Source organism: Mesorhizobium sp. WSM4816 (genome assembly GCF_055811535.1).
Window position 1 is genome coordinate 1 of record NZ_JBVVQR010000050.1, and the last position, 21,307, is coordinate 21,307.

Sequence of the window (21,307 nt, forward strand, 5' to 3'; positions counted from 1 at the left end):
CAATGTCGCCTGATTGCGTTTCAAAAAACGCCCCATGCGCCATCTGCGCCAAACTTCGGCCCCCGTGCAAAGCCCTCTCAATGTGCGCGCCGGCGAGATCGTTGGCATCGCCGGCGTCGCCGGCAACGGGCAATCCGAAATGCTCGAGGCGATTTCCGGCATCAGGCGCGCCGTCTCGGGCTCCGTCATGCTCGACGGCAGGCCGATCGATCTGACCGGGGCCGCCGATCCCGGCGAACTACGCGACCGCGGCCTCGCCCATGTCCCGGAAGACCGTCATCATGTCGGGCTGGTGCTGGCGTTCGAGGAGAACGAGAATTCGATCCTCGGCTATCACGACGATTCGCGATACCTGAAGGGACCGTTCCTCGACATCGACGCGATCCGCGACGACGCGAGGGACAAGATCGCCAAATACGACATCCGCCCGGCGGACTGCCGGCTCAAGACCGCGAATTTCTCCGGCGGCAACCAGCAGAAGATCGTGCTGGCGCGGGAAATGGAACAGGACCCGGGCGTGCTGATCGTCGGCCAGCCGACGCGCGGCGTCGATGTCGGCGCCATCGAATTCATCCACAAGCGGCTCATCGCCATGCGCGACCAGGGCAAGGCGGTGCTGGTGGTGTCGGTCGAGCTCGACGAGATCCGTTCGCTCTCCGACCGCATCCTGGTGATGTTTGCCGGCCGCATCGTCGGCGAGCGCGGCCCCGAGGCGAGCGAAGGCGAGCTTGGACTGCTGATGGCCGGCGTCGAGCACCGGGAGGCGGCGGAATGAGCACGCCTTACGCCAAGCTGCCGGCCTGGGCGGATTACGGGCTGATCCCAGTGATCAATCTCGCCGTTGCCTTCGTCGTCGCCGGCCTCGTCGTGCTTCTGGTCGGCGAAAATCCGTTCCGCGCTGCCGCCGTCCTGGTCGAGGGCGCCTTCGGCCGTGGGCAAGGCATTGCGTTCACGCTGTTCTACGCCACCACCTTCATCTTCAGCGGGCTGTCGGTGGCGGTTGCAGCGCATTGCGGCCTGTTCAACATCGGTGGCGAGGGCCAGGGCTATATCGCCGGTCTCGGCATCGGCATCGTTTGCCTCGCCTTCGACAGCGTGCTGCCATGGTGGCTCACCTTTCCGCTGGCGATCATTGCCGCTGCGGCGATGGGGGCGCTGTGGGCACTGATCCCGGCCTATCTGCAGGCCAGGCGCGGCTCGCACATCGTCATCACCACCATCATGTTCAATTTCATCGCCGCCAGCGTCATGGTCTACGCGCTGGTCGGATTCTTGAAGCCGGCCAATTCGATGGCGCCGCAGACACGCACCTTCCTCGACGGCGCGCAACTGCCGAAGCTCAACTGGGTCATCGAATTGTTCGGCGCCAAGATCCGCTCGGCGCCGTTCAACATCAGCTTCCTGCTGGCGCTGGCCATGGCGTTTCTGGTCTGGGTGCTGATCTGGCGCACCAGGCTCGGTTACGAGATGCGCACCTACGGCCACAGCGCGAAAGCGGCGCGCTATGCCGGCATTTCGGAAACCCGCATCATCATCGTCGCCATGATGATTTCGGGCGCGCTGGCCGGCATGATGGCGCTCAACCCGACGATGGGCGACCAGCACAATGTCGCGCTCGAATTCGTTTCGGGCGCCGGTTTCGTCGGCATTGCAGTAGCGCTGATGGGGCGCCTGCACCCGGTCGGCATCGTGCTCGCCGCAATATTGTTCGGCATGCTGTACCAGGGCGGCGCCGAGCTCGCCTTCGAAATGCCGGCGATCAGCCGCGACATGATCGTCATCATCCAGGGCCTGGTCATCCTGTTCGCCGGCGCGCTCGAGCATATGTTCCGGCCCTATGTCCAGGCGCTGTTCGCCTCGCTCAGCCCGAGATCTGTCGGCATCGAAGCGATCAAGGGGAAGGGTGCCTGAGATGGATCTGTTCAACGCCATCATCCAGGTTCTGGACTCGACCATCCGCCTGTCGGTGCCGCTGCTGCTCGCCTGCCTCGCCGGTCTCTATTCGGAGCGGGCCGGCATTTTCGACATCGGGCTCGAGGGCAAGATGCTGGTCGGCGCCTTCGCCGGTGCCGCCTCCGCCTCCGTCTTCCATTCCGCCTATATCGGCCTCGGCATGGCCATCCTCATCTCGGTCGCTTTTGCGCTGGTCCACGGCTTTGCCTCGATCACCCATCGCGGCAACCAGATCGTCTCCGGCGTGGCGATCAATTTCATCGCCGCCGGATCGACGATCATGCTCGGCCAGGCTTGGTTCCAGCAAGGTGGACGTACGCCGGCTCTGGCATCGGACGAGCGGTTCGGGGCGATCGTCTGGCCCGGTGCGGACGCGCTCAGGGGCGTGCCGATCCTCGGACCGATATATTCGGAACTGATCTCCGGCCATTCCGTGCTGGTCTATGTCGCGTTCCTCGCCGTGCCGTTCACCTGGTGGGTGCTGTTCCGCACCCGTTTCGGCTTGCGCATGCGCGCGGTCGGCGAGAACCCGGCCGCGGTCGACACCGCCGGCATCTCGGTCGCCTGGCTGCGCTACCGAGCGCTGATCTGCACCGGCGTGCTCACCGGTATTGCCGGCGCCTATCTGTCGATGGTGCAGAATGGCGGCTTCGTCAAGGACATGACCGCCGGCAAGGGCTACATCGCCCTGGCCGCGCTGATCTTCGCCAAGTGGAAGCCGGTCAACGCCATGTTCGCCTGCCTGTTGTTCGGCTTCCTCGACGCGCTGTCGATCCGCCTGCAGGGCACGCCGCTGCCGCTGATCGGCAAGGTGCCGGTGCAGCTCATGCAGGCGCTGCCCTATATCCTCACCGTCATCCTGCTCGCCGGCTTCATCGGCAAGGCAATTCCGCCGCGCGCGGGCGGCGTGCCCTATGTCAAGGAACGCTAAGCGTGATTTCGAACCGGAGGTCAGCGAAAAGCGGAAGCCGGTTTCCGGACAGGATGATGCAATGGAAAAATATGAGCATGATTTCGAACCGCAGGTCCGCGTCAGCGAAAAGTGGAAGCCGGCTTTCGGACAAGATCATGCAATGGAAAAACAATGTCGCATGATCTGTTCGAAGCGGCCAAGGCCGCCATGGCCAAGGCCTATGCGCCCTATTCGAAATTCCCGGTCGGGGCGGCACTGCGCACCGAGGACGGCCGCGTCTTTACCGGCGCCAACGTCGAGGTCGCGTCCTATCCGGAAGGTTGGTGCGCCGAAACCACCGCGCTCGGCCACTTCATCATGGCCGGCGGCGGCAGGATAACGGAGATCGCTGTCATCGCAGAGCGCATGGCTAAATGCTCGCCCTGCGGCGGCTGCCGGCAGCGGCTGGCCGAATTCTGCCGGCCGGAAACCAAACTCTATCTTTGCGACAATGCCGGCGTGGTCGAAACCGTGACCATGGGCGAGATGCTGCCCTACGGCTTTCAGGGCGAAATGTTGAAATGAGGAGCTTGGTTGAAATGAAGAGCTGGTTGACATGAAGGAAGCGCTTGATCGTCTGGTCGAAAGGCTGGACGGGCTGGCGCCCGCCACCGCGCTGGTGCTGGGTTCGGGCCTTGGCGGGCTTGTCGACCAGGTCGAGGATCCTGTCCGCATTTCCTATGGCGAATTGCCGGGCTTTCCCAGAAGCGGCGTCACCGGCCATGCCGGAGAGGTGGTGGCGGGACATTTTGCCGGCACGCCTGTGCTGATGCTGTCCGGCCGCGCTCACTACTACGAACACGGCAACGCGGCGGCGATGCGGCCGGCGCTTGAAGTGCTTGCCGGCCTCGGCATCTCGCAACTGATCCTCACCAATGCCGCCGGCTCGGTCGATCCGGGCATGGGGCCGGGCTCGGTGATGCTGATCACCGACCACATCAATTTCTCGGGTTCCAATCCGCTGATCGGCGAGCCGAGCGACCGCCGCTTCGTCGGCCTGACCGAAGCCTATGATGCCGGTCTTCGCTCAACGATCGAGACGGCCGCGAAGGCGACGGACACCGCGCTGCACAAGGGCGTCTATATGTGGTTTTCCGGGCCGTGCTTCGAGACGCCCGCCGAGATCCGCATGGCGCGCGTCATGGGCGCCAATGCCGTCGGCATGTCGACCGTGCCGGAGGTCATTCTCGCCCGTTTCCTCGGCCTGCGCGTCGCCGCCTGCTCGGTCATCACCAATCTCGCCGCAGGGATGACAGGGGCGGAGCTTTCGCACCAGGAGACCAAGGACATGGCGCCGATTGGCGGCGCGCGGCTGGCGACGATCCTCCAGCGTGTGTTCCAGGATGGGTTGCCGGAGCGTAAGGTCCCGGCCTGATGCTTCCCCAGGAAATCATCCGCAGCAAGCGCGACGGCCACAAGCTGTCGACGCAGGAGATCGCCAGCTTCATCGAAGGCCTCACCGCCGGCACCGTCTCGGACGGGCAGGTCGGGGCCTTCGCCATGGCGGTGTTCTTCAACGGCATGAGCCGCGACGAGGCGGTGGCGCTGACCCTGGCGATGCGCGATTCCGGCGACGTGCTCGATTGGTCGGACCTGCCGGGCCCGGTCACCGACAAGCATTCGACAGGCGGCGTCGGCGACAATGTCTCGCTGTTGGTGGCGCCGATCGTCGCTGCCTGCGGCGCTTATGTGCCGATGATTTCCGGCCGCGGCCTCGGCCATACCGGCGGCACTCTGGACAAGATGGACGCCATCCCGGGCTATACCAGCCAGCCGGATGTCGCGGGATTCCGCAAGGCAGTGCTCGAAGCCGGCTGCGCCATCATCGGCCAGACCGCCGATCTCGCGCCCGCCGACCGCCGGCTCTATGCGATCCGCGACGTGACGGGAACCGTCGAATCGGTGCCGCTGATCACCGCCTCGATCCTCTCGAAGAAGCTGGCGGCCGGCCTGCAGTCGCTGGTGCTCGACGTAAAGGTCGGCAACGGCGCCTTCATGGAAAAGTCGCGCGACGCAACGACACTGGCGAACAGCCTGGTCGAAGTCGCCAATGGCGCCGGCCTGAAGACCTCGGCGCTGGTCACCGGCATGAACGAGCCGCTGGCCTCAGCAGCCGGCAACGCGGTCGAGGTGCGCAATGCCGTCGATTTCCTCACCGGCCGCTTCCGCGACCGGCGTCTGGAGGATGTGACGGTGGCATTGGCCGCAGACATGCTGCAGTCGGCCGGGCTGGTCTCGTCCAACCAGGACGGCATGCGGCGCGCCGCCGAGACGCTTGCCGGCGGCGGTGCCGCGGCCGTCTTCGCGCGCATGGTGGCGGGGCTCGGCGGTCCGGCCGACTTCGTCGAGAACCCGGAAAGACACCTGCCTAGGGCGGCGACGGAATTTGCGGTCAAGGCCGCCGAAAACGGCTTCGTTACCGGTATCTCCACCCGCGACATCGGGCTTGCCGTCGTCGGGCTTGGCGGCGGGCGCATCCGGCCGGACGACAGGATCGACCATGCCGTCGGCATCACCCGGCTGCTGCCTGTCGGCGCGGAGGTGCGGGCCGGCGAGGCGCTGGCGCTGGTCCATGCCCGCAATGCCGGGGATGCCGAGGCGGCCGCCGCCGTCGTGCTTTCGGCCTATACGATCGGCGCTTCGAAGCCGCCCGCGGAAAAAACCGTCATCCGGCGGATCCTGCCGCGCGGATGATCTGAACCAAATCCGATCGAATCGGGGTAGGCTCTAGCTTAACTAGAGTTCCTCCCCACAAGGGATTTGGTTCTTGACTGTCGTTCGCTGCGGCCGGCTTGCAGCCGTCGATCCACGCCACAGGCCACCACACCTTCGTCATCCCAGGGCGGAGCAGGAGCGAAGCGACGTCGCGGAGACCCTGGGATCCATGCCGTGACATAAGCCGAAGAATGCAGCGGCCCAGAACGGCGCTTGCATCCGCAACGGCGCTCGTTACGCTTCCGCGATGACCGGCTATGCCAACCATGATCGCGAGCCGGAAGCGCGGCACGATCTACATCGGCGTCACCAATGATCTCGGCCGCCGCATGCCGGAGCACAAATCCGGCCAAGGCTCGCGCTTCATCAGCCGCTTCGGCGTGCAGCGCCTGGTCTGGTATGAAGAACATTTCGACATTCGTGACGTTATCCAGCGCGAGACGTCGCTGAAGCGCTGGCCGCGCCAGTGGAAGATAGAGTTGATCGAGAAGGCCAACCCAGAGTGGTTCGAGCTTTTTCGCGGAACCGGGTGGTAGCGTTCAGTTCTGGGCCGTAGCATTCTTCGGCTGGCGTAACGGCATGGATCCCAGGGTCTGCGCCGCGTCGCTTCGCTCCTTGCTCCGCCCTGGGATGACGAAGCGAGGGATGATGATCCTGCCCGACCATGGTTCACTGGACGAGCAGCAGCGCGCCGTTCTCGACCTGGTATTTTTCCAGCCGCTGGAGAAAGCTCAGACCGATCAAATTGGTGCGCAGCGCCTTGTCGTCGAGCACCACCGCCTGGACACCGTCGAGCGTGATCTTGCCGATCTGCAGCCGATCGACGGTCACCAAGGCAGCCTTGATCGCGCCGTTGGCGGTGTTGACCTGGTGCTTGAAATCCGACGCGTTCAGCGAAACGCCGATCCTGCGCGCCGTCGAACTGTTGATGGCGACCAGCGTTGCGCCGGTGTCGATCATGCCGTCGACCGTTCGACCGTTAAGCTTGAACGCCGACGTGAAATGCCCGCGCGCGTCAGCCGGGATCACGACCTTGCGGCCGAGCGGCTGCGCCGGCCTGCCGGGAACCGTGGCCAGATTCAGGTCCGTTTCGACCGCCGGCCTGGCCCCGACAGCCGATTTCAGCAGGCCATCGAACATCTGCGGATTCGACTGGTAGAGCATCGGGAACGACGCCGATGCTACGGCGAGCACGCCAAGGATAAGAAGATTGCGCAGCATGGACCGGCCTTCGTGAAGACCCATGCTTATCGCGGCATGGTGTTTGCCGCTTTAACAGATGCAGAAAGCGGTCGTTTGCGTAAACGATCGGTAAACGAGCGGCGCCACGGTCATTTGGTCCCGTACATGCGGTCGCCAGCATCGCCGAGGCCGGGCATGATGTAGCCCTTCTCGTTGAGCTGGCGGTCGATGGAAGCGGTGAAGACCGGGACATCGGGATGCGCCTTGATGAAGCGATCGAGGCCTTCTGGCGCCGCCAGCAGGCAGAGGAAGCGAATGTTGGTGGCGCCGCGTCCCTTCAACTTGTCGATCGCGGCGATCGCCGAATTGGCGGTCGCCAGCATCGGATCGACGACGATCACCAGCCGGTCGGCGAGATCGCTCGGCGCCTTGAAGAAATATTCGACCGCTTCCAGCGTTTCGTGGTCGCGGTAGAGACCGATATGGGCGACGCGCGCCGCCGGCACCAGGTCGAGCAGGCCTTCGAGCAGGCCGTTGCCGGCGCGCAGTACTGAGGCGAAAACCAGCTTCTTGCCCTCCAGCGTCGGCGCTTCCATCGTCTCGATCGGCGTTTCGATCGTCGTCGTCGTCAGTTCGAGGTTGCGGGTGACCTCGTAGCCGAGCAGCAGCGAGATCTCGCGCAGCAGCCGCCGGAAGCCGGCCGTCGAGGTTTCCTTCTTGCGCATGATGGTCAGCTTGTGCTGGACAAGCGGGTGGTCGACGACGGTGACGCCCTGCATGGTGGTCTCCTAGCTGCGCAGGTGAAAGTGAGTAGTGAATGGTGAATAGTGAATAGTGAACAGGTTTGCGAGTCCTTGGTTCAGCGGAAAACTCGCGGTTGACGGACCGAAGCGCCGGGTGGACCATTCACCATTCACCATTCACCATTCACCATTCACCTGCCCTTGACGTCGAGCCGGCCCAGCAGCATTGCCTTGGTCTTCCTGTCGACGAAGGCGGCGTCGATGGCGGTTCTGGTGACGGCGGCGAGCGCCTTGTCGTTCATCGAAAAATGCTCGGCGGCAATGTCGTATTCGCGCTTCAGCGACGTCCAGAAATAGGGCGGATCATCGGAATTTAGCGTCACCTTGCAGCCAGCCGCCAACAGGGCCGGAAAAGGGTGATCGGCGAAACTGTCGAACACCCTCAGCGCGATGTTGGAACTCGGACAGCATTCGAGCACGACGCCTTCCTCGGCGATGCGCCGGATAAGGTCGGGGTTTTCGATGGCACGCACGCCATGGCCGATGCGGGCGGGGCGAATGTGGTCGAGCGCGGCCTTGACGCTCTCCCAGCCCATTAGTTCGCCGGCATGGACGGTGATGCCAAGGCCGGCCTCTCGCGCGATTTCGAAGGCCCTGACATAGTCCTCCAGATCGCCCATCCGCTCGTCGCCGGCGACGCCGAAGCCGGTGACCAGCGGATGCCCGCAGCGGGCGGCGAAGCGCGCCGCCTGCTCGATCGATTCGACGCCGGCATTGCGCACGCCGGTGACGATCATGCGGCCTTCGATGCCGGTCTTGGCCTTGGCGCGCGCCATGCCTTCGCCGAGCGCGTCCGTATAGGCCTTGGGCGACAGGCCGGCCTTCCCGGCGTGGTCCGTCGAGGTGAAGATCTCGGAATAGATCGCGCCGTCGCGGGCGAGGCTGGTCAGATAATGATCGGCCAGCCGCGCATAGTCCTCTTCTGTGCGGAACAGGTCGGAGGAGAAGTCATAGGCGGCGAGGAAGGAGCTGAAATCGTGCCAGACGAAAGAGCCGTCCTGAATGTAGGGCGAGGTGTCCTTGCCGTATTTCTGCGCCTGGCGGATAACGAGTTCGGGCGCCGCTGCCCCTTCGATATGGCAGTGCAGTTCTGCTTTCAAAGGCATGCAATCATCCCGTCAGGTCAGTCCAGGACATGGAGCCATAAGCGTGATCCCACGACCGGGAAGCGCGGCCGAACACCGCGCCTTAAACAATAGCGTCGGCATCATCGATCGGCTATGGTCCCGCCGGTTTTATGGCGGATCAAAAATAATGTCGGTTGAGAGAACCACGGCCGTTGGCGGCATGGAAACCTCCTATGGTTTCAAGCGCGTAGGGGCAGGCGAGAAGCAGTCCTTGGTCAACGACGTTTTCCACAAGGTTGCGAACCGCTACGATCTGATGAACGACCTGATGTCGGGCGGCCTGCATCGGCTGTGGAAGGACGCAATGGTCACATGGCTCAATCCACCGAAACGACCGGGCTGGAGCGTTCTCGACGTTGCCGGCGGCACTGGCGACATCGCCTTCCGCATCGTCGAGGCGAGCGGCAGGAACGCCCATGCCACGGTTCTCGACATCAACGGCTCGATGCTCGCCGTCGGCCGCGACCGGGCCGAGAAAAAGGGCCTGACGGATAATACCGATTTCGTCGAGGCCAATGCCGAGGAGCTGCCTTTCGCTGAGGCCAGTTTCGACGCCTACACGATCGCGTTCGGCATTCGCAACGTGCCGCGCATCGATGTGGCGCTTGCCGAAGCCTATCGCGTGCTGAAACCCGGTGGGCGCTTTCTCTGCCTCGAATTTTCCGAGGTCGACATGCCGCTGCTCGACAGGGTCTACGAGGCGTGGTCGTTCAACGCCATCCCTAGGATCGGCAAGGCGGTGACCGGCGAAAACGGACCCTATTCCTATCTGGTCGAATCGATCCGCAAATTTCCCAATCAGCAGAATTTTGCCGCGATGATTTCCCGCGCCGGTTTTGACCGCGTGTCTTTTCGCAATTATGCCGGCGGCATAGCTGCGCTTCATTCGGGCTGGAAGCTTTGAGGCTGGCCCGTATTCTTTATACGCGACCTGCCCTTCGCCGGTCTAGAAAACCGGCAGGACAAGCGCAGTCATGAGCAGCGTCGGCGCTGGTTTCAGGCTCGTACGGGCCGGCTGGGTGCTGGTCCGCGAAGGCGTCGTCGCGGCGTTGCCGGGCGATGAGCTGTTCGGCCTGCCGAAATTCGGCTGGCGGGTGGCACGGCTGTTCACCCGCCGCCGCGCGCTTGCCTATGAACGTGGCGATCGGCTGGCCAAGGCCGTCGTCCGGCTCGGCCCATCCTATGTCAAGCTCGGCCAGTTCCTGGCGACACGACCCGATGTCGTCGGCAACGACATAGCGCTCGACCTCGCCATGCTGCAGGACAAGATGCAGACATTTCCGCAGACCGAGGCCATTGCGGCGATAGAGGCCTCGCTCGGGCGCAAGGTCGGCGAGCTCTACGCCAGTTTCGGCGAGGCGGTCGCCGCGGCCTCGATCGCTCAGGTCCATACCGCCGAAACCTTGCAGAACGGCGTCGGTTCGCGGGTGGCGGTGAAGGTGATCCGACCGGGCGTGCGGCGCCGTTTCTTCCGCGATCTCGAAAGCTATTTCCTCGCCGCCCGTCTCCAGGAAAAATACATCCCGTCGTCGCGCCGGCTGCGGCCGGTCGAGGTGACCCAGACGCTGGCGCAGACCACCAAGATCGAGATGGATTTGAGGCTTGAGGCGGCAGCGCTTTCGGAGCTCGGCGAAAACACCAGGGACGATCCCGGCTTTCGCGTGCCGACGGTCGATTGGGAACGCACCGGCCGCGACGTGCTGACCATGGAATGGGTCGACGGCATCAAGATGAACGACATTGCTGGCCTGACTGCCGCCGGCCACGATCTGAAGGCGATCGCCGCCAATCTGGTCCAGTCGTTCCTGCGCCATACGCTGCGCGACGGTTTCTTCCACGCCGACATGCATCCGGGAAACCTGTTCGTCGAGCCCGATGGCACCATCGTCGCTGTCGATCTCGGCATTGCCGGCCGGCTCGGCAAGAAGGAGCGCCGGTTCCTCGCCGAAATCCTCTACGGCTTCATCACCCGTGACTATCTGCGCGTCGCCGAAGTGCATTTCGAGGCCGGCTACGTGCCGCGCCTGCATAACGTCGCGGCATTCGCCCAGGCGATCCGCGCCATCGGCGAGCCGATCCACGGCCAGCCGGCCGAAACCATCTCGATGGCCAAGCTCTTGGCGCTTCTGTTCGAGGTCACCGACCTCTTCGACATGGCGACGCGGTCCGAACTGGTGCTGCTGCAAAAGACCATGGTGGTGGTCGAGGGCGTTGCCCGCACGCTCGACCCGGCATTCAACATGTGGAAGACGTCAGAACCGGTGGTCGGAGGCTGGATATCAGGCAATCTCGGCCCGCGTGCCCTGCTGGCCGACGCACGCGACGGCGCCAGCGCGTTGCTGGCGCTGGCCCGCCAGGCGCCGGACCTCGCCGCTCGCACCGAGCGGCTGTCGCGCGAGATCGATCTGATGGCCGAACACGGGCTGCGTTTCGACGAAAGGACGGCGCACGCCATCGGCAAGGCCGAGGCGCGCTATAGCAGATCCGGCCGGCTGGCGCTGTGGGTGATCGCGCTGACGCTGGTCTTTATTGCCTGGAAGCTGCTCTGACTGCAAGCAGTGATAGCAGTGCTGTCATTGCAGTCATGCTCCGGTGTCGCTATATTAGCTCGCGGGAGCGCGATCATGGCCCGGATTACTGTTCGCAATGTGGATGAGAGTGTCATGCGGCGACTGCGTGAGCGTGGCGCCGCGCGTGGCGTTTCCATGGAGCAGGAGGCGCGGGACGTGCTCGCCGCATCCGTAGGGCTTCCGACCACCAAAGGTTTCCACTCGGCGGCCATTGCAGCCGAGGACGAAGCCAAGGTCAGACCGACGACACGGGGGCAAGGGTAGTTATGGGCACCCTGACCATTCGCAATCTCGACGACGATCTGAAGCAAAAGCTGCGCGAGCGGGCTGCCAGACATGGCGTGTCAATGGAGCAGGAGGCAAGAAATCTGTTGCTGAAGGATGTGGCAGCCACCAAAGAACGTGACGGGGATTTCGTTACGGCGGAGGAAATCCTCGAATTCGGCCGACGACTGCAACAAGCGGATTTCGATCAGAAGAAATTCACTGATGACCTCTGGTCCTTCATCGAGGAGGAATGACCGTGGTGGTCGACACCTCAGCGATCGTGGCCATCCTGAAGCAGGAGCCCGATGCTCCGGCGTTCGCCCAGCGCCTCGCCGGAAATCAGCGGATATTGATGAGCGCCGCAACCCTGATGGAATGCGGCACAGTAATTGTCCGCCGCTATGGCGCGGCTGGCACGGCCGAGTTGACGGGCCTTCTTGCTAGACTCAAAGTCACGATCGTCGCGCTCTCCGCCGAACATGCGCAAGCCGGAATTGAAGCCTATGCACTGTATGGCCGAGGTACTGGCCATCGCGCCAATCTCAACATGGGCGACTGCTTCGCCTACGCCTTGGCCAAGACGCGAAACCTGCCGCTGCTTTTCAAGGGCGACGATTTCATCCATACCGACATCGAACCGGCGCTGAAGCCGGCATGACATCGGACAAGAACTGGGCATGACCCTCTCCGCCAAGCGCATCCTGCTCATCATCGGCGGCGGCATCGCCGCCTACAAGGCACTCGACCTAATCCGCCGGCTGCGCGAGCGCGGCGCCGCCGTTCGAGTGGTGATGACTGCCGCGGCGCAGGAATTCGTCACCACGTTGTCGGTCGGGGCGCTGTCGGCCGACTACGTCTTCACCGATTTGTTCGACCGCAATGACGAGCACGATGTCGGCCACATCCGCTTGTCGCGCGAGGCCGATCTTGTCGTCGTGGCGCCGGCTACCGCCGACCTGATGGCGAAGCTCGCCAACGGCCATGCCAACGACCTTGCCTCGACCGTGCTCATTGCGACCGACAAGCCGGTGCTGATGGCGCCCGCCATGAACCCGAAAATGTGGTCGCATCCCGCGACCCGGCGCAACCGGGCGACGTTGCGGAAGGACGGCGTCGCATTCGTCGGCCCGGCAAAGGGCGAAATGGCCGAGAGCAACGAGGCGGGCGAAGGCCGCATGGCCGAGCCGCTGGAAATCGTCGCTGCGATCGAGGCGCTGCTCGGCATCAGTCCGAAGCCGCTGGCAGGCAGAAAGATCATCGTCACCTCAGGGCCGACGCATGAGCCGATCGACCCGGTGCGCTACATCGCCAACCGTTCGTCCGGCAAGCAGGGCCATGCCATCGCGGCGGCGCTGGCAAGGCTGGGCGCCGATGTGCGCCTCGTCTCCGGTCCGGTCGGCATTGCCGATCCGGCTGAGGTCACCACGTTGCATGTCGAAACCGCCAACGAGATGAAGGACGCGGTCGAACAGCTGCTGCCGGCAGACGCGGCTGTGTTCGTCGCGGCGGTTGCCGACTGGCGCAGCGAGACTTCGGCCGGCGAGAAGATCAAGAAGGTGGCGGGCGAGGGGCCGCCGGCGCTGCAGATGGTCGAAAACCCTGACATCCTTGCCGGTGTCGGCCATCACAGGAAGCGGCCCAGCCTAGTCGTCGGCTTCGCCGCCGAAACGCAGGATCTCGTCCGCAACGCCGAGGCCAAGCTCAGAAAAAAGGGCGCCGATTTCATCGTCGCCAATGATGTGTCCCACGAAAGCGGGGTGATGGGCGGCGACCGTAACAAGGTGCGGATCGTCTGGAAGGCCGGTGTCGACGAATGGCCCGAGATGAGCAAGGACGAGGTGGCGACGCGGCTCGCCGCCCTGATTGCCGAACGACTGAAGACGATTACTGTCTAGCCGGTTGCTTCCTGTGGCCGGGCTGCCGGCCCCGAGATCCTCAGCGCGGCGAGGCAGCCCAGAATCCCGAGCGGCACGAAGGTGAGGAACAGCCAGGTGGCGACATTCGCCGCCGCCTCACGGTTCAGGCCTTCGGAAAAACCGCTGGCGTTGGCGACGATGCCGGTCAATGCGGCACCGACCGCATAGCCGATGCGCTGCATCGTCGGCACGGCGGCGGAAGCGATCGTCTGCTCGCCGTCACTGGCCGATGCGACGATCACGCGTGTGACGAAGGGCCAGGCAATGCCAAAGCCGCCGCCCTGCAGCAAGGCGCAAAACAGGATCAGCGGAATCGAACCGGCCGGCACGGCATAGGCGAAACCGGCGATGCCGGCCGCGATCATCAGCGCGCCGCCGGTGATGATCAGTCTTTCCCGCTCCGGAGGCGCATTGGCGACGACGATCGACAGGATCGACCAGGCGATCGATTCGGCGGCGATGATATAACCGGTGGTCAGGATCGGAATGCCATGCAGGCTGGTCAGAAGCAGCGGCCCGTAGACGGTGAAGGAACAGGTCGCCACCGAAAAGGCGGCGACCATGGTCATGCCTGCGCCGACCGGCGAGCGCCAGGAGAACAGCCGCGACGGGAACAGCCGCGAGCCCGGCTTCAGCGCGTCGATGCGGACGAACAGCGCGAGCCCAATCAGGCCGAGGATGAGCAGCAGGGAGGAGCGCATCAGGGCAATGTCGACACCGGCCGTGGCGATCAGCACGACGCTGACGGCAAGGCAGCCGAGCGCGGCAAAGGGGAAGGGCGGCGCGGTTCCAGTGATCGACCGCGGCCGGGTCGCCTCGGGCGTGTCGAGCACGATGAAGCTCGCCAACGCCATGGCGGTGCCGCCAAGGGTGAAGACGCCGAAAGCCCAGCGCCAGGAGAGCAATTCGGTCATCAACGCACCGAGCACCGGCCCGCTGAAGGCGGCGACGCCCCAGATCGCCGACATAACGCCGAAAAGCTGCGGCCAGATGGCGCGTGGAAACAGCCGCTCGACCGAGACGAAGGCCAGCGACACCAGCGCGCCGCCGCCAAAACCCTCGATCAGGCGCCCGACCAGGAACAGCGGCATGGACGGCGCGATGGCGCAGACCAGTGCGCCGGCCGCGTAGAGCAGGGCGGCGACCATCATGTTGGTGCGCAGCGCGACATAGCTCACCAGCCGTCCGGCGGCAGCGCCGGCGACGATGGCGCCGAGTTCGTAGATCGCCAGCGACCAGCCGACCAGCTGAACCCCGGCGAGTTCGCCGACCATCGCCGGCATCACCGTTGCCACCATGGTTTCGTTGGTGGCGTGCAGCAGGATGCCGAGGCTGATGAAGCAGAAGCGCGCCAGATCGCCGCTCGCCCACAGCGCCCGCCAGTCGACCCTGTTTGTGCTGGTTTCGATCACCCCGCCCTCCCGAACTTTCGTATACGCCGATTAAAGAAATGGTGGAGCGCTCTTCGTCTCCAAATGGCACTTCGGGGATGGGTTGTAAAACCTCAACCGCAGTTGAGCTCAAGCGGTTTTTTTGCGGGTGCGCTGAGGGTGCTGATGAAGGCGGGATGTCAAGATTGGCGATTATGGCGTCAGCGATGATCTTCCTTGGCACGGCGGTTCCCAAAGTCGTGCGGCGCGGAACAGTCCTATCCTGTTCCGCGCCGCATGCAGAACTACGCTATGGCGTTCATTTGAAAGAGTGGATCAGTTGCAGTGAGGTGACGGCGACTGCCAGGTTGACGCCGGTCTGCGCCTGTACGTTGAGAGGCTGCAGCGAGAAGGCGCTGTTCAGCCCGCCGACCAGAAGGTTGGCGCCGCCGCCGGTTACCACGCTGGCCTCGGCGTTGACGCCATAATAGCTGCCGGCAAGATCGCCGGCATCACGGTCGCGGGTGGCCGCCAGAACCGCCCAAATCAATTCGCCCTGGTGGGTCCTGCCGACGTCGACGCCAAGCTTGGAAATGACCCCGGTATAGGCTTCCGGGGGACCGCCATGATGAGGGCGAAAGGTGCAGGCCACGCCCTTGTTGGATGTCACGATATAGCCGGTGCCGCCGTCGATGGTGCAGTCGAGCACGCCGAGCTGCAGCCTCCCTGCGCTGGCAGGGGCGGCTAGAACCGTAGCGGCGAGGGCGGCGGCACAGGCGAGTTTCTTGATCATGGGAGGGGTCCTTTTCGCGAATAGCCTTGAACAACGGCTAAGCGTCCCGAGCGTTCCGCCGAGAACTTGGCGCGATCAAGGCGACAGTCGTTGAAGGTTTCGAAGCCATGCCAAATGGCAAGCCCGCCATATCAGGCCGAAAAGTCGTCGGTCAGCCGGTGCTGGTGCGCGCCAGGCCGTCCTTGGCCGGCTGGTAGGTGGGGCTGAGGCGCACGGCCTCGCGATAGGCTTTTGCCGCCTTGGCCTTGTCGCCGCGCCGCTCGTAGATCAGCGCCTGGTTGGACCAGGCCTCGGCATTCTTGCCGTCGAGCTTGATCGCCATGTTGATGTCGGCGAAGGCATTGTCCTCGTCGTTCATGGCGAGATAGGAGAGGCCGCGGCCATTGTAGGGATCGGCGGCGTCCGGCGCCAGCGAGATGGCTGTCGAGAAATCCTCGATGGCGAAAGCGTGCTGGCCCTGGCTCTGATAGATCAGGCCGCGATTGTGATAGGCGCGCGCGTCTGTCGTGTCGAGCTGGATCGCCTTCTGGAAATCGTTGAACGCTTCCTGGATGCGGTTGGCTTTGCGGTAGAGATTGCCGCGGCCGATATAGGCGGCGTCATAGTCGGGATTGATCTGGATCGAGCGGTTGTAGTCGGCAAGCGCGGTCGCCTGATCGCCGAGGAAACGCTGGATGAGAGCGCGGTTCGAATAGGCCTGGTAGAAATTCGGATTGAGCTGGATGGCGGTGTTGAAATCCTTGAGCGCCGCCTGATACTGGCCGCCGCGGCCATAGGCCGAGCCACGCACATTGTAGCCTTCCGGATCCTGGGGACTGCGCTGGATGACAGCCGACAGCGAGGAGATGTTCTCGGCCGACCCTTGTGCCTTGTCGATGTTGGTGAATTCGCCGGTCGGGGCTGTCTGGCAGCCGGCGAGCGCCAAGCCAGAAAGCAGGGCTGCCGTCAGGGCGAAGCCGCGCATTGCGGTTCTGCGCTCCACGCTAATTGCGTTCATGTCTGCTCTGTCCTCACTGCCCGCCCGCGCCGTCAGGTCTGTTCCCTCTCCGTACCGGCCCTCTGCGAGCTGGTCGAATTCAAAACAAAAAGGTGGCGGCGATTTCGCATCGCGCCACCTTGGGTATCCTTCGAAAAGGACGAAAAATTGGCGTCAGAACCGCGGCGGACGCGGAGCGCCGGCACCAGCGGCACCAGCCGCCACCGGGCGCGGCGTCATCGGCAGCAGGCCTTCGCGCTGGGCGCGCTTGCGGGCCAGCTTGCGGGCGCGGCGAACGGCTTCCGCCTTTTCGCGGGCGCGCTTCTCAGAGGGCTTCTCATAATGTCCACGCATCTTCATTTCGCGGAAGATGCCTTCGCGCTGCATCTTTTTCTTGAGCGCGCGAAGCGCCTGATCAACATTGTTGTCGCGGACGAGTACCTGCACGGGCAATCCTGTCTTTCGGGTTTTGTTAACAACAGGCAAGTGGCCATAGTCGCTTGCCTCCGCGGCGGTCTACACCACGAATTGTGGCGGCTGATAGCAGAATCATGCCGCACTGTCCACTGCCGAAACGAAAAACCCGCCTCAGCGGCGGGTCGTCGGCGCAAATCACACCATAGGTCAATCGATAGCATAACTGCCGGCGCAAAGCAAGGAAGTTACAACTTCTGATGTAGGTTCGCTTACCTGGGCCGCTCTCCGCACCGGTGAGCGATCAGTGGCGTTCCCCGCCACAAATAAATTTTGGCGGCTCCATCCGGCAGAACGCTCCCCCTGGCTCTATCAGCGAAGGAACAAAGCTCGTTGCCCATTGTTTGTTTCGCATAGGCAAGCACAGGAGAAAACCGATGTCAGAAACCCGTGAATGGCTCGTCCAGTGGCTCAGGGACGCGCATGCGATGGAGGAGCAGGCCGAAACCATGCTGAACGGCCAGTTGAGCCGGCTGGAGAGTTATCCCGAACTCCGTGAGCGCATCAGCCTGCATGTCGACGAGACGAAGGGGCAAGCAGCGCGCCTCAGAACCTGCCTGGAACAACTGGGCGAAGATAGGTCGACGCTGAAGGACGCCGGCGGCAAGCTGTTGGCGATGGCGCAGTCCCTCAGCGGCGTGTTCGCCGGCGACGAGGTGATGAAGGGCTCACTCGCGAGCTACACATTCGAGCATATGGAGATCGCCTCATACACGATCCTCATCGCAGCCGCAAAATCCCTCGGCGAAACGGAAGTCGCCCGGGCCTGCGAACAGAACCTGCGTGAGGAAGAGGCAATGGCCGAGTGGCTGAAAAACAAGCTGCCCGCGACGACGGAGCAGTTCCTGGCTCGCTCGGAGTCGGACAGCGACTATGCCAAACGATGACGACAACAGGCCGGCGGCCAAGATGAGACCGCCTTCGGTGTGGCGGGCCTACAGCTACGCCTGGATTACCCTCGGCTTCTTCATCATCTCGATCGTCGGTCACTGGGTTTTCGGCTGGTTCGCCTATCTCGACGAGCAGCAAGCGCTCGGCCAGCCACCCGAATTCGGCGGCTATCTGATCGAGATGAGCCGCGACACGCTTGAGAACTGGCAGTCGGAATTCCTGCAACTGCTCTGGCAGGTCGGCGGCCTGGCGTTCCTGCTCTTCGTCGGCTCGCCGCAATCGAAGGAGAGTACCGACCGTATGGAGGCTAAGATCGACGCGCTTCTCACCCTTGTCGACCCGAAGAAAGGCAAGGAAGCGATTCGCGAGTTGGACCTGCAGTATGACGGCCGCCACACTGACGAGCCGCACGCGCACCGGCACCTAAATCCGGGAGTTGGAAATTGACCCGGAGGCGATCATCGCTCCGGGTCGTTGATCCAACAACGCAACCAGGTCGCTATGATGCTGTGGCCAGGTGAAGCCGCTCGAAATCCTCGAAGAACTCGCCGTAGTCGCAGGTTATTTCCTCGCCAGCCGCTATGTCGCGGATCGCGGTTGCCCCGCCATACTGCGAAAAATCCGTGTTCGGCCTTTCGGAATGGTTCATGAAGCGGCCATTGTCGACCTCATAGACGATGAATCCGGGCCGGTCCGGGCTTGGATAGGCATATCTGTCGAGCAATTCCCTGAGGTGGGGCGGCGCCGTCCTATATTTTTCGATCGGGATCAGCCGGTCGAAATCCGGATCGAGCCGCCAGATCGACGCTCCCTTCCTGATCGGCTCGGCGGCGAACACGCCGACGCCCTGGATTGAGCTAGCAGCGATGTAGGTCCTGATCAGCAGCATGTTTTAGGCCCGTCTTCGAACAAAAGTGTCCGAAGAAATCGCCAAATCGCATTGGAAAGCAAGACCGCTTTTGCGACATTGCCTCACGTCCGATTGATCGAGACCCCGCCATCAGCAAACAGCGCGGTTCCGGTGGTGAAGCTCGATGCGTCGGAAGCCAGATAGAGCGCCGAGCGGGCGATCTCCTCAGGCTCGGCGACGCGCTTCAAGGCATGCAGGTTTTCGACGAAGGCTCGCGATTCAGGTGTCTTGAACGTTGCCGAAGGCGTGTCGGTGCCGCCCGGCAGCAGCGCGTTGACCCGCACGCCTTTGGCGCCATATTCGGCGGCAAGCACCTGCGTCAATCCGATCAGCCCGGCTTTGCTTGCGGCATAGCTGGTCATGCCGGGCATGCCGACGGTATGGCCGACGAAGGTAGAGGTGAAGATCAGCGAACCGCCGCCGCGTTCGACCATCGCCGGCACCTGATATTTCGCGCCGAGAAAGGCGCTGGTCAGGTTGGTGTCAAGCGTCTCTCGCCAGCCTTCCAGCGACAGCTCCGAGATTGGACCTATCTTGCCGGTCGAGCCGGCGTTGTTGAAGGCGATATCCAGCCCGCCGAATTTCTCGACGGCCAGGTCGACAAGGGCTTTGGCATAAGCTTCGTCGCGGATGTCGCCAGCAAGCGCAATGGCGGTGCCGTCGGCGTCCTCAATTTCGGCGACGAGCACGTCCAGCTCCGCCTGGCGGCGGGCAGCAACGAACAGCTTTGCACCAGCCTCGGCAAAGAGTTTTGCGGTGGCGCGGCCGATGCCGGAACTGGCGCCGGTGACGATGGCGATCTTGTTGGCGAGTGCGAGCATTTTTTGCATCCTTCTTTCGCGCCAGCTTTCGCCGGCAATCGGATGCTTGGTCGCAGATCGAGGCGGCACGAGCCACCCGATACCTGAAGGCGTCCGGATGCGTCGTTCGGCTCGTTGCTCGACAGGTCTTTTTGGCCGTGGCGCAAAACGGCAAGCGCCGTCGCAAACAGCGCAAGGGTGGCAGCGCTGTTTCGCTAGTGATACACCTCGCGCGCCGGGGCTCGATTGGATGTCCGGCCGCTATCTGCGAGGCTGGAACGTTGAAGAAATATTCGGTATTCGCCATCGCCCGCGAGGCCATGCGCGGCCACAAGGGCTGGGAGGAACAGTGGTCCTCATCAGAGCCGATGAAGGAGTACGACGTCATCATCGTCGGCGCCGGCGGCCATGGCCTGGCCACCGCCTATTATCTCGCCACGGTGCACGGCATCACCAATGTCGCGGTGCTGGAAAAGGGCTGGCTCGGCGGCGGCAATACCGGCCGCAACACCACCATCATCCGCTCCAACTATCTTTATGACGAGAGCGCCGGCATCTACGACCACGCGCTGAAGCTGTGGGACGGGCTCAGCCAGGAGCTCAACTACAACGTCATGTATTCGCCGCGCGGCGTCATGATGCTGGCCCACAATGTGCACGACATCCAGGTCTTGAAACGCCACGTCCATGCCAACCGTCTGAACGGCATCGACAATGAATGGCTGACGCCGGAAGCCGCCAAGGAATTCTGCCCGCCGCTCAACATTTCGCGCGATGCCCGCTATCCGGTGATGGGCGCGACCCTGCAGCGTCGCGGCGGCACCGCCCGCCACGATGCGGTCGCCTGGGGCTATGCGCGCGGTGCCTCGGCGCGCGGCGTCCACATCATCCAGAATTGCGAGGTCACCGGCGTCAAGCGGGCGCCGAACGGTTCGGTCACCGGCGTCGAGACGACGCGCGGCTTCATCGGCGCCAAAAAAGTCGGCGTCGTTGCCGCCGGCCATTCGTCGGTCATCATGAACATGGCCGGCGTGCGGATGCCGCTGGAAAGCTATCCGCTGCAGGCGCTGGTTTCCGAGCCGGTCAAGCCGGTCTTCCCCTGCGTGGTGATGTCGAACACGGTGCACGCCTATATCTCGCAGTCCGACAAGGGCGAACTGGTCATCGGCGCCGGTACCGACCAATATATCTCCTATTCGCAGACCGGCGGCCTGCACATCCTGCAGCACACGCTCGACGCCATCTGCGAGATGTTCCCGATGTTCACGCGCATGAAGATGCTGCGCTCGTGGGGCGGCATCGTCGACGTGACGCCCGACCGCTCGCCGATCCTGGCCAAGACGCCGGTGCCCGGCCTCTATGTCAATTGCGGCTGGGGCACGGGCGGCTTCAAGGCGACGCCGGGCTCGGGCCATGTCTTTGCCCACACCATCGCCAGGGACGATCCGCACCCGATCAACGCCCCCTTCACCATCGAGCGCTTCCGCACCGGCCGCCTGATCGACGAGGCGGCGGCGGCGGCGGTGGCACACTGATGATGGCCCGCTTTGTGATGTTGGGCCAGAGGCTTTGCGATCAACCCGCCGGCGCCTGCGTCGGCCACGGCGA

23 protein-coding genes and 2 pseudogenes are annotated in these 21,307 nt (G+C 63.6%); 16 read left to right on the plus strand and 9 right to left on the minus strand.

Annotated elements, in window-relative coordinates; genetic code table 11:
- Nucleotides 1–79: 79 nt before the first annotated feature.
- The 7 genes and pseudogenes from AC0L3H_RS30235 to AC0L3H_RS30265 all read left to right on the plus strand — a co-directional run.
- Nucleotides 80–775: pseudogene (locus tag AC0L3H_RS30235) on the plus strand (ATP-binding cassette domain-containing protein); the annotation flags it as partial.
- Nucleotides 772–1,911, plus strand: a complete 1,140-nt coding sequence (locus tag AC0L3H_RS30240; protein WP_027153023.1) for an ABC transporter permease — start codon at nucleotides 772–774, stop codon at nucleotides 1,909–1,911. The pseudogene AC0L3H_RS30235 and the gene AC0L3H_RS30240, both read left to right, overlap by 4 nt.
- A 1-nt stretch (nucleotide 1,912) precedes the next feature.
- Entirely contained in the window at nucleotides 1,913–2,884 is a 972-nt protein-coding gene (locus AC0L3H_RS30245; protein WP_023797500.1) for an ABC transporter permease, read from the plus strand.
- 153 nt (nucleotides 2,885–3,037) lie between these two features.
- Nucleotides 3,038–3,430 (plus strand): cytidine deaminase, encoded by a 393-nt coding sequence (gene cdd, locus AC0L3H_RS30250; protein ID WP_128173524.1) that lies wholly within the window; start codon nucleotides 3,038–3,040, stop codon nucleotides 3,428–3,430.
- A gap of 31 nt (nucleotides 3,431–3,461) precedes the next feature.
- Nucleotides 3,462–4,280 (plus strand): purine-nucleoside phosphorylase, encoded by an 819-nt coding sequence (locus tag AC0L3H_RS30255; RefSeq protein ID WP_473587913.1) that lies wholly within the window; start codon nucleotides 3,462–3,464, stop codon nucleotides 4,278–4,280.
- Complete coding sequence (gene deoA / locus AC0L3H_RS30260; protein WP_473587914.1) at nucleotides 4,280–5,599, plus strand: thymidine phosphorylase; 1,320 nt, start codon at nucleotides 4,280–4,282, stop codon at nucleotides 5,597–5,599. The genes AC0L3H_RS30255 and deoA overlap by 1 nt, the downstream gene beginning before the upstream one ends.
- A 268-nt stretch (nucleotides 5,600–5,867) precedes the next feature.
- Nucleotides 5,868–6,156 (plus strand): annotated as a pseudogene (locus AC0L3H_RS30265) (GIY-YIG nuclease family protein).
- Nucleotides 6,157–6,289: 133 nt separating this feature from the next.
- On the opposite strand, the gene AC0L3H_RS30270 reads toward AC0L3H_RS30265, so the two are convergent.
- The 3 genes from AC0L3H_RS30270 to AC0L3H_RS30280 form a co-directional block, all read right to left on the minus strand.
- Nucleotides 6,290–6,841, minus strand: a complete 552-nt coding sequence (locus tag AC0L3H_RS30270; protein WP_473587915.1) for a TIGR02281 family clan AA aspartic protease — start codon at nucleotides 6,839–6,841, stop codon at nucleotides 6,290–6,292.
- A gap of 110 nt (nucleotides 6,842–6,951) precedes the next feature.
- The gene (gene upp / locus AC0L3H_RS30275; protein WP_023797505.1) at nucleotides 6,952–7,581 is read right to left on the minus strand and encodes a uracil phosphoribosyltransferase; all 630 of its coding nucleotides are present in this window, start codon (nucleotides 7,579–7,581) and stop codon (nucleotides 6,952–6,954) included.
- Between the two features lie 155 nt (nucleotides 7,582–7,736).
- Entirely contained in the window at nucleotides 7,737–8,711 is a 975-nt protein-coding gene (locus tag AC0L3H_RS30280; protein ID WP_473494295.1) for an adenosine deaminase, read from the minus strand.
- A gap of 148 nt (nucleotides 8,712–8,859) precedes the next feature.
- Here AC0L3H_RS30280 and ubiE point away from each other — a divergent pair, with 148 nt between their 5' ends.
- From ubiE to coaBC, 6 genes are all read left to right on the plus strand, one after another.
- The gene (gene ubiE, locus AC0L3H_RS30285; protein WP_473587916.1) at nucleotides 8,860–9,636 is read left to right on the plus strand and encodes a bifunctional demethylmenaquinone methyltransferase/2-methoxy-6-polyprenyl-1,4-benzoquinol methylase UbiE; all 777 of its coding nucleotides are present in this window, start codon (nucleotides 8,860–8,862) and stop codon (nucleotides 9,634–9,636) included.
- Between the two features lie 70 nt (nucleotides 9,637–9,706).
- Nucleotides 9,707–11,281: a 2-polyprenylphenol 6-hydroxylase gene (ubiB, locus tag AC0L3H_RS30290; RefSeq protein WP_473587917.1), complete on the plus strand. Its 1,575-nt coding sequence runs from the start codon at nucleotides 9,707–9,709 to the stop codon at nucleotides 11,279–11,281.
- Between the two features lie 75 nt (nucleotides 11,282–11,356).
- On the plus strand, nucleotides 11,357–11,566 hold the full coding sequence (locus AC0L3H_RS30295) for a FitA-like ribbon-helix-helix domain-containing protein (protein ID WP_473587918.1): 210 nt from the start codon (nucleotides 11,357–11,359) through the stop codon (nucleotides 11,564–11,566).
- A 2-nt stretch (nucleotides 11,567–11,568) separates the two neighbouring features.
- Nucleotides 11,569–11,823 (plus strand): FitA-like ribbon-helix-helix domain-containing protein, encoded by a 255-nt coding sequence (locus AC0L3H_RS30300; protein ID WP_077379363.1) that lies wholly within the window; start codon nucleotides 11,569–11,571, stop codon nucleotides 11,821–11,823.
- On the plus strand, nucleotides 11,820–12,227 hold the full coding sequence (locus AC0L3H_RS30305; protein ID WP_353825807.1) for a type II toxin-antitoxin system VapC family toxin: 408 nt from the start codon (nucleotides 11,820–11,822) through the stop codon (nucleotides 12,225–12,227). Before AC0L3H_RS30300 ends, AC0L3H_RS30305 begins: the two co-directional genes overlap by 4 nt.
- 19 nt (nucleotides 12,228–12,246) lie before the next feature.
- The gene (gene coaBC, locus AC0L3H_RS30310; protein ID WP_473587919.1) at nucleotides 12,247–13,464 is read left to right on the plus strand and encodes a bifunctional phosphopantothenoylcysteine decarboxylase/phosphopantothenate--cysteine ligase CoaBC; all 1,218 of its coding nucleotides are present in this window, start codon (nucleotides 12,247–12,249) and stop codon (nucleotides 13,462–13,464) included.
- Here the strand turns inward: coaBC and AC0L3H_RS30315 are convergent.
- From AC0L3H_RS30315 to rpsU, 4 genes are all read right to left on the minus strand, one after another.
- On the minus strand, nucleotides 13,461–14,897 hold the full coding sequence (locus tag AC0L3H_RS30315) for an MFS transporter (protein ID WP_473587920.1): 1,437 nt from the start codon (nucleotides 14,895–14,897) through the stop codon (nucleotides 13,461–13,463). The genes coaBC and AC0L3H_RS30315 overlap by 4 nt on opposite strands.
- Before the next feature lie 277 nt (nucleotides 14,898–15,174).
- Entirely contained in the window at nucleotides 15,175–15,648 is a 474-nt protein-coding gene (locus AC0L3H_RS30320; protein WP_287077006.1) for a DUF992 domain-containing protein, read from the minus strand.
- A gap of 151 nt (nucleotides 15,649–15,799) precedes the next feature.
- Nucleotides 15,800–16,645, minus strand: coding sequence for a tetratricopeptide repeat protein (locus AC0L3H_RS30325; RefSeq protein WP_473587921.1), 846 nt, complete (start codon nucleotides 16,643–16,645; stop codon nucleotides 15,800–15,802).
- A 153-nt stretch (nucleotides 16,646–16,798) separates the two neighbouring features.
- Nucleotides 16,799–17,071, minus strand: a complete 273-nt coding sequence (gene rpsU / locus AC0L3H_RS30330) for a 30S ribosomal protein S21 (RefSeq protein ID WP_023675331.1) — start codon at nucleotides 17,069–17,071, stop codon at nucleotides 16,799–16,801.
- A 404-nt stretch (nucleotides 17,072–17,475) separates the two neighbouring features.
- On the opposite strand from rpsU, the gene AC0L3H_RS30335 reads away from it, so the two are divergent.
- Together AC0L3H_RS30335 and AC0L3H_RS30340 are read left to right on the plus strand one after the other, a co-directional pair.
- The gene (locus AC0L3H_RS30335; RefSeq protein WP_287059709.1) at nucleotides 17,476–17,985 is read left to right on the plus strand and encodes a ferritin-like domain-containing protein; all 510 of its coding nucleotides are present in this window, start codon (nucleotides 17,476–17,478) and stop codon (nucleotides 17,983–17,985) included.
- Complete coding sequence (locus AC0L3H_RS30340) at nucleotides 17,972–18,436, plus strand: DUF6766 family protein (protein ID WP_473587922.1); 465 nt, start codon at nucleotides 17,972–17,974, stop codon at nucleotides 18,434–18,436. Before AC0L3H_RS30335 ends, AC0L3H_RS30340 begins: the two co-directional genes overlap by 14 nt.
- A gap of 52 nt (nucleotides 18,437–18,488) precedes the next feature.
- On the opposite strand, the gene AC0L3H_RS30345 is transcribed toward AC0L3H_RS30340, so the two are convergent.
- Both AC0L3H_RS30345 and AC0L3H_RS30350 read right to left on the minus strand, forming a co-directional pair.
- A complete protein-coding gene (locus AC0L3H_RS30345; protein ID WP_473587923.1) occupies nucleotides 18,489–18,878 on the minus strand; it encodes an SET domain-containing protein in 390 nt (129 codons plus the stop codon).
- Nucleotides 18,879–18,961: 83 nt separating this feature from the next.
- On the minus strand, nucleotides 18,962–19,720 hold the full coding sequence (locus AC0L3H_RS30350; RefSeq protein WP_473587924.1) for an SDR family oxidoreductase: 759 nt from the start codon (nucleotides 19,718–19,720) through the stop codon (nucleotides 18,962–18,964).
- Between the two features lie 260 nt (nucleotides 19,721–19,980).
- On the opposite strand from AC0L3H_RS30350, the gene AC0L3H_RS30355 reads away from it, so the two are divergent.
- Nucleotides 19,981–21,234 (plus strand): sarcosine oxidase subunit beta, encoded by a 1,254-nt coding sequence (locus AC0L3H_RS30355; RefSeq protein WP_473587925.1) that lies wholly within the window; start codon nucleotides 19,981–19,983, stop codon nucleotides 21,232–21,234.
- The last annotated feature ends 73 nt before the right edge of the window (nucleotides 21,235–21,307 follow it).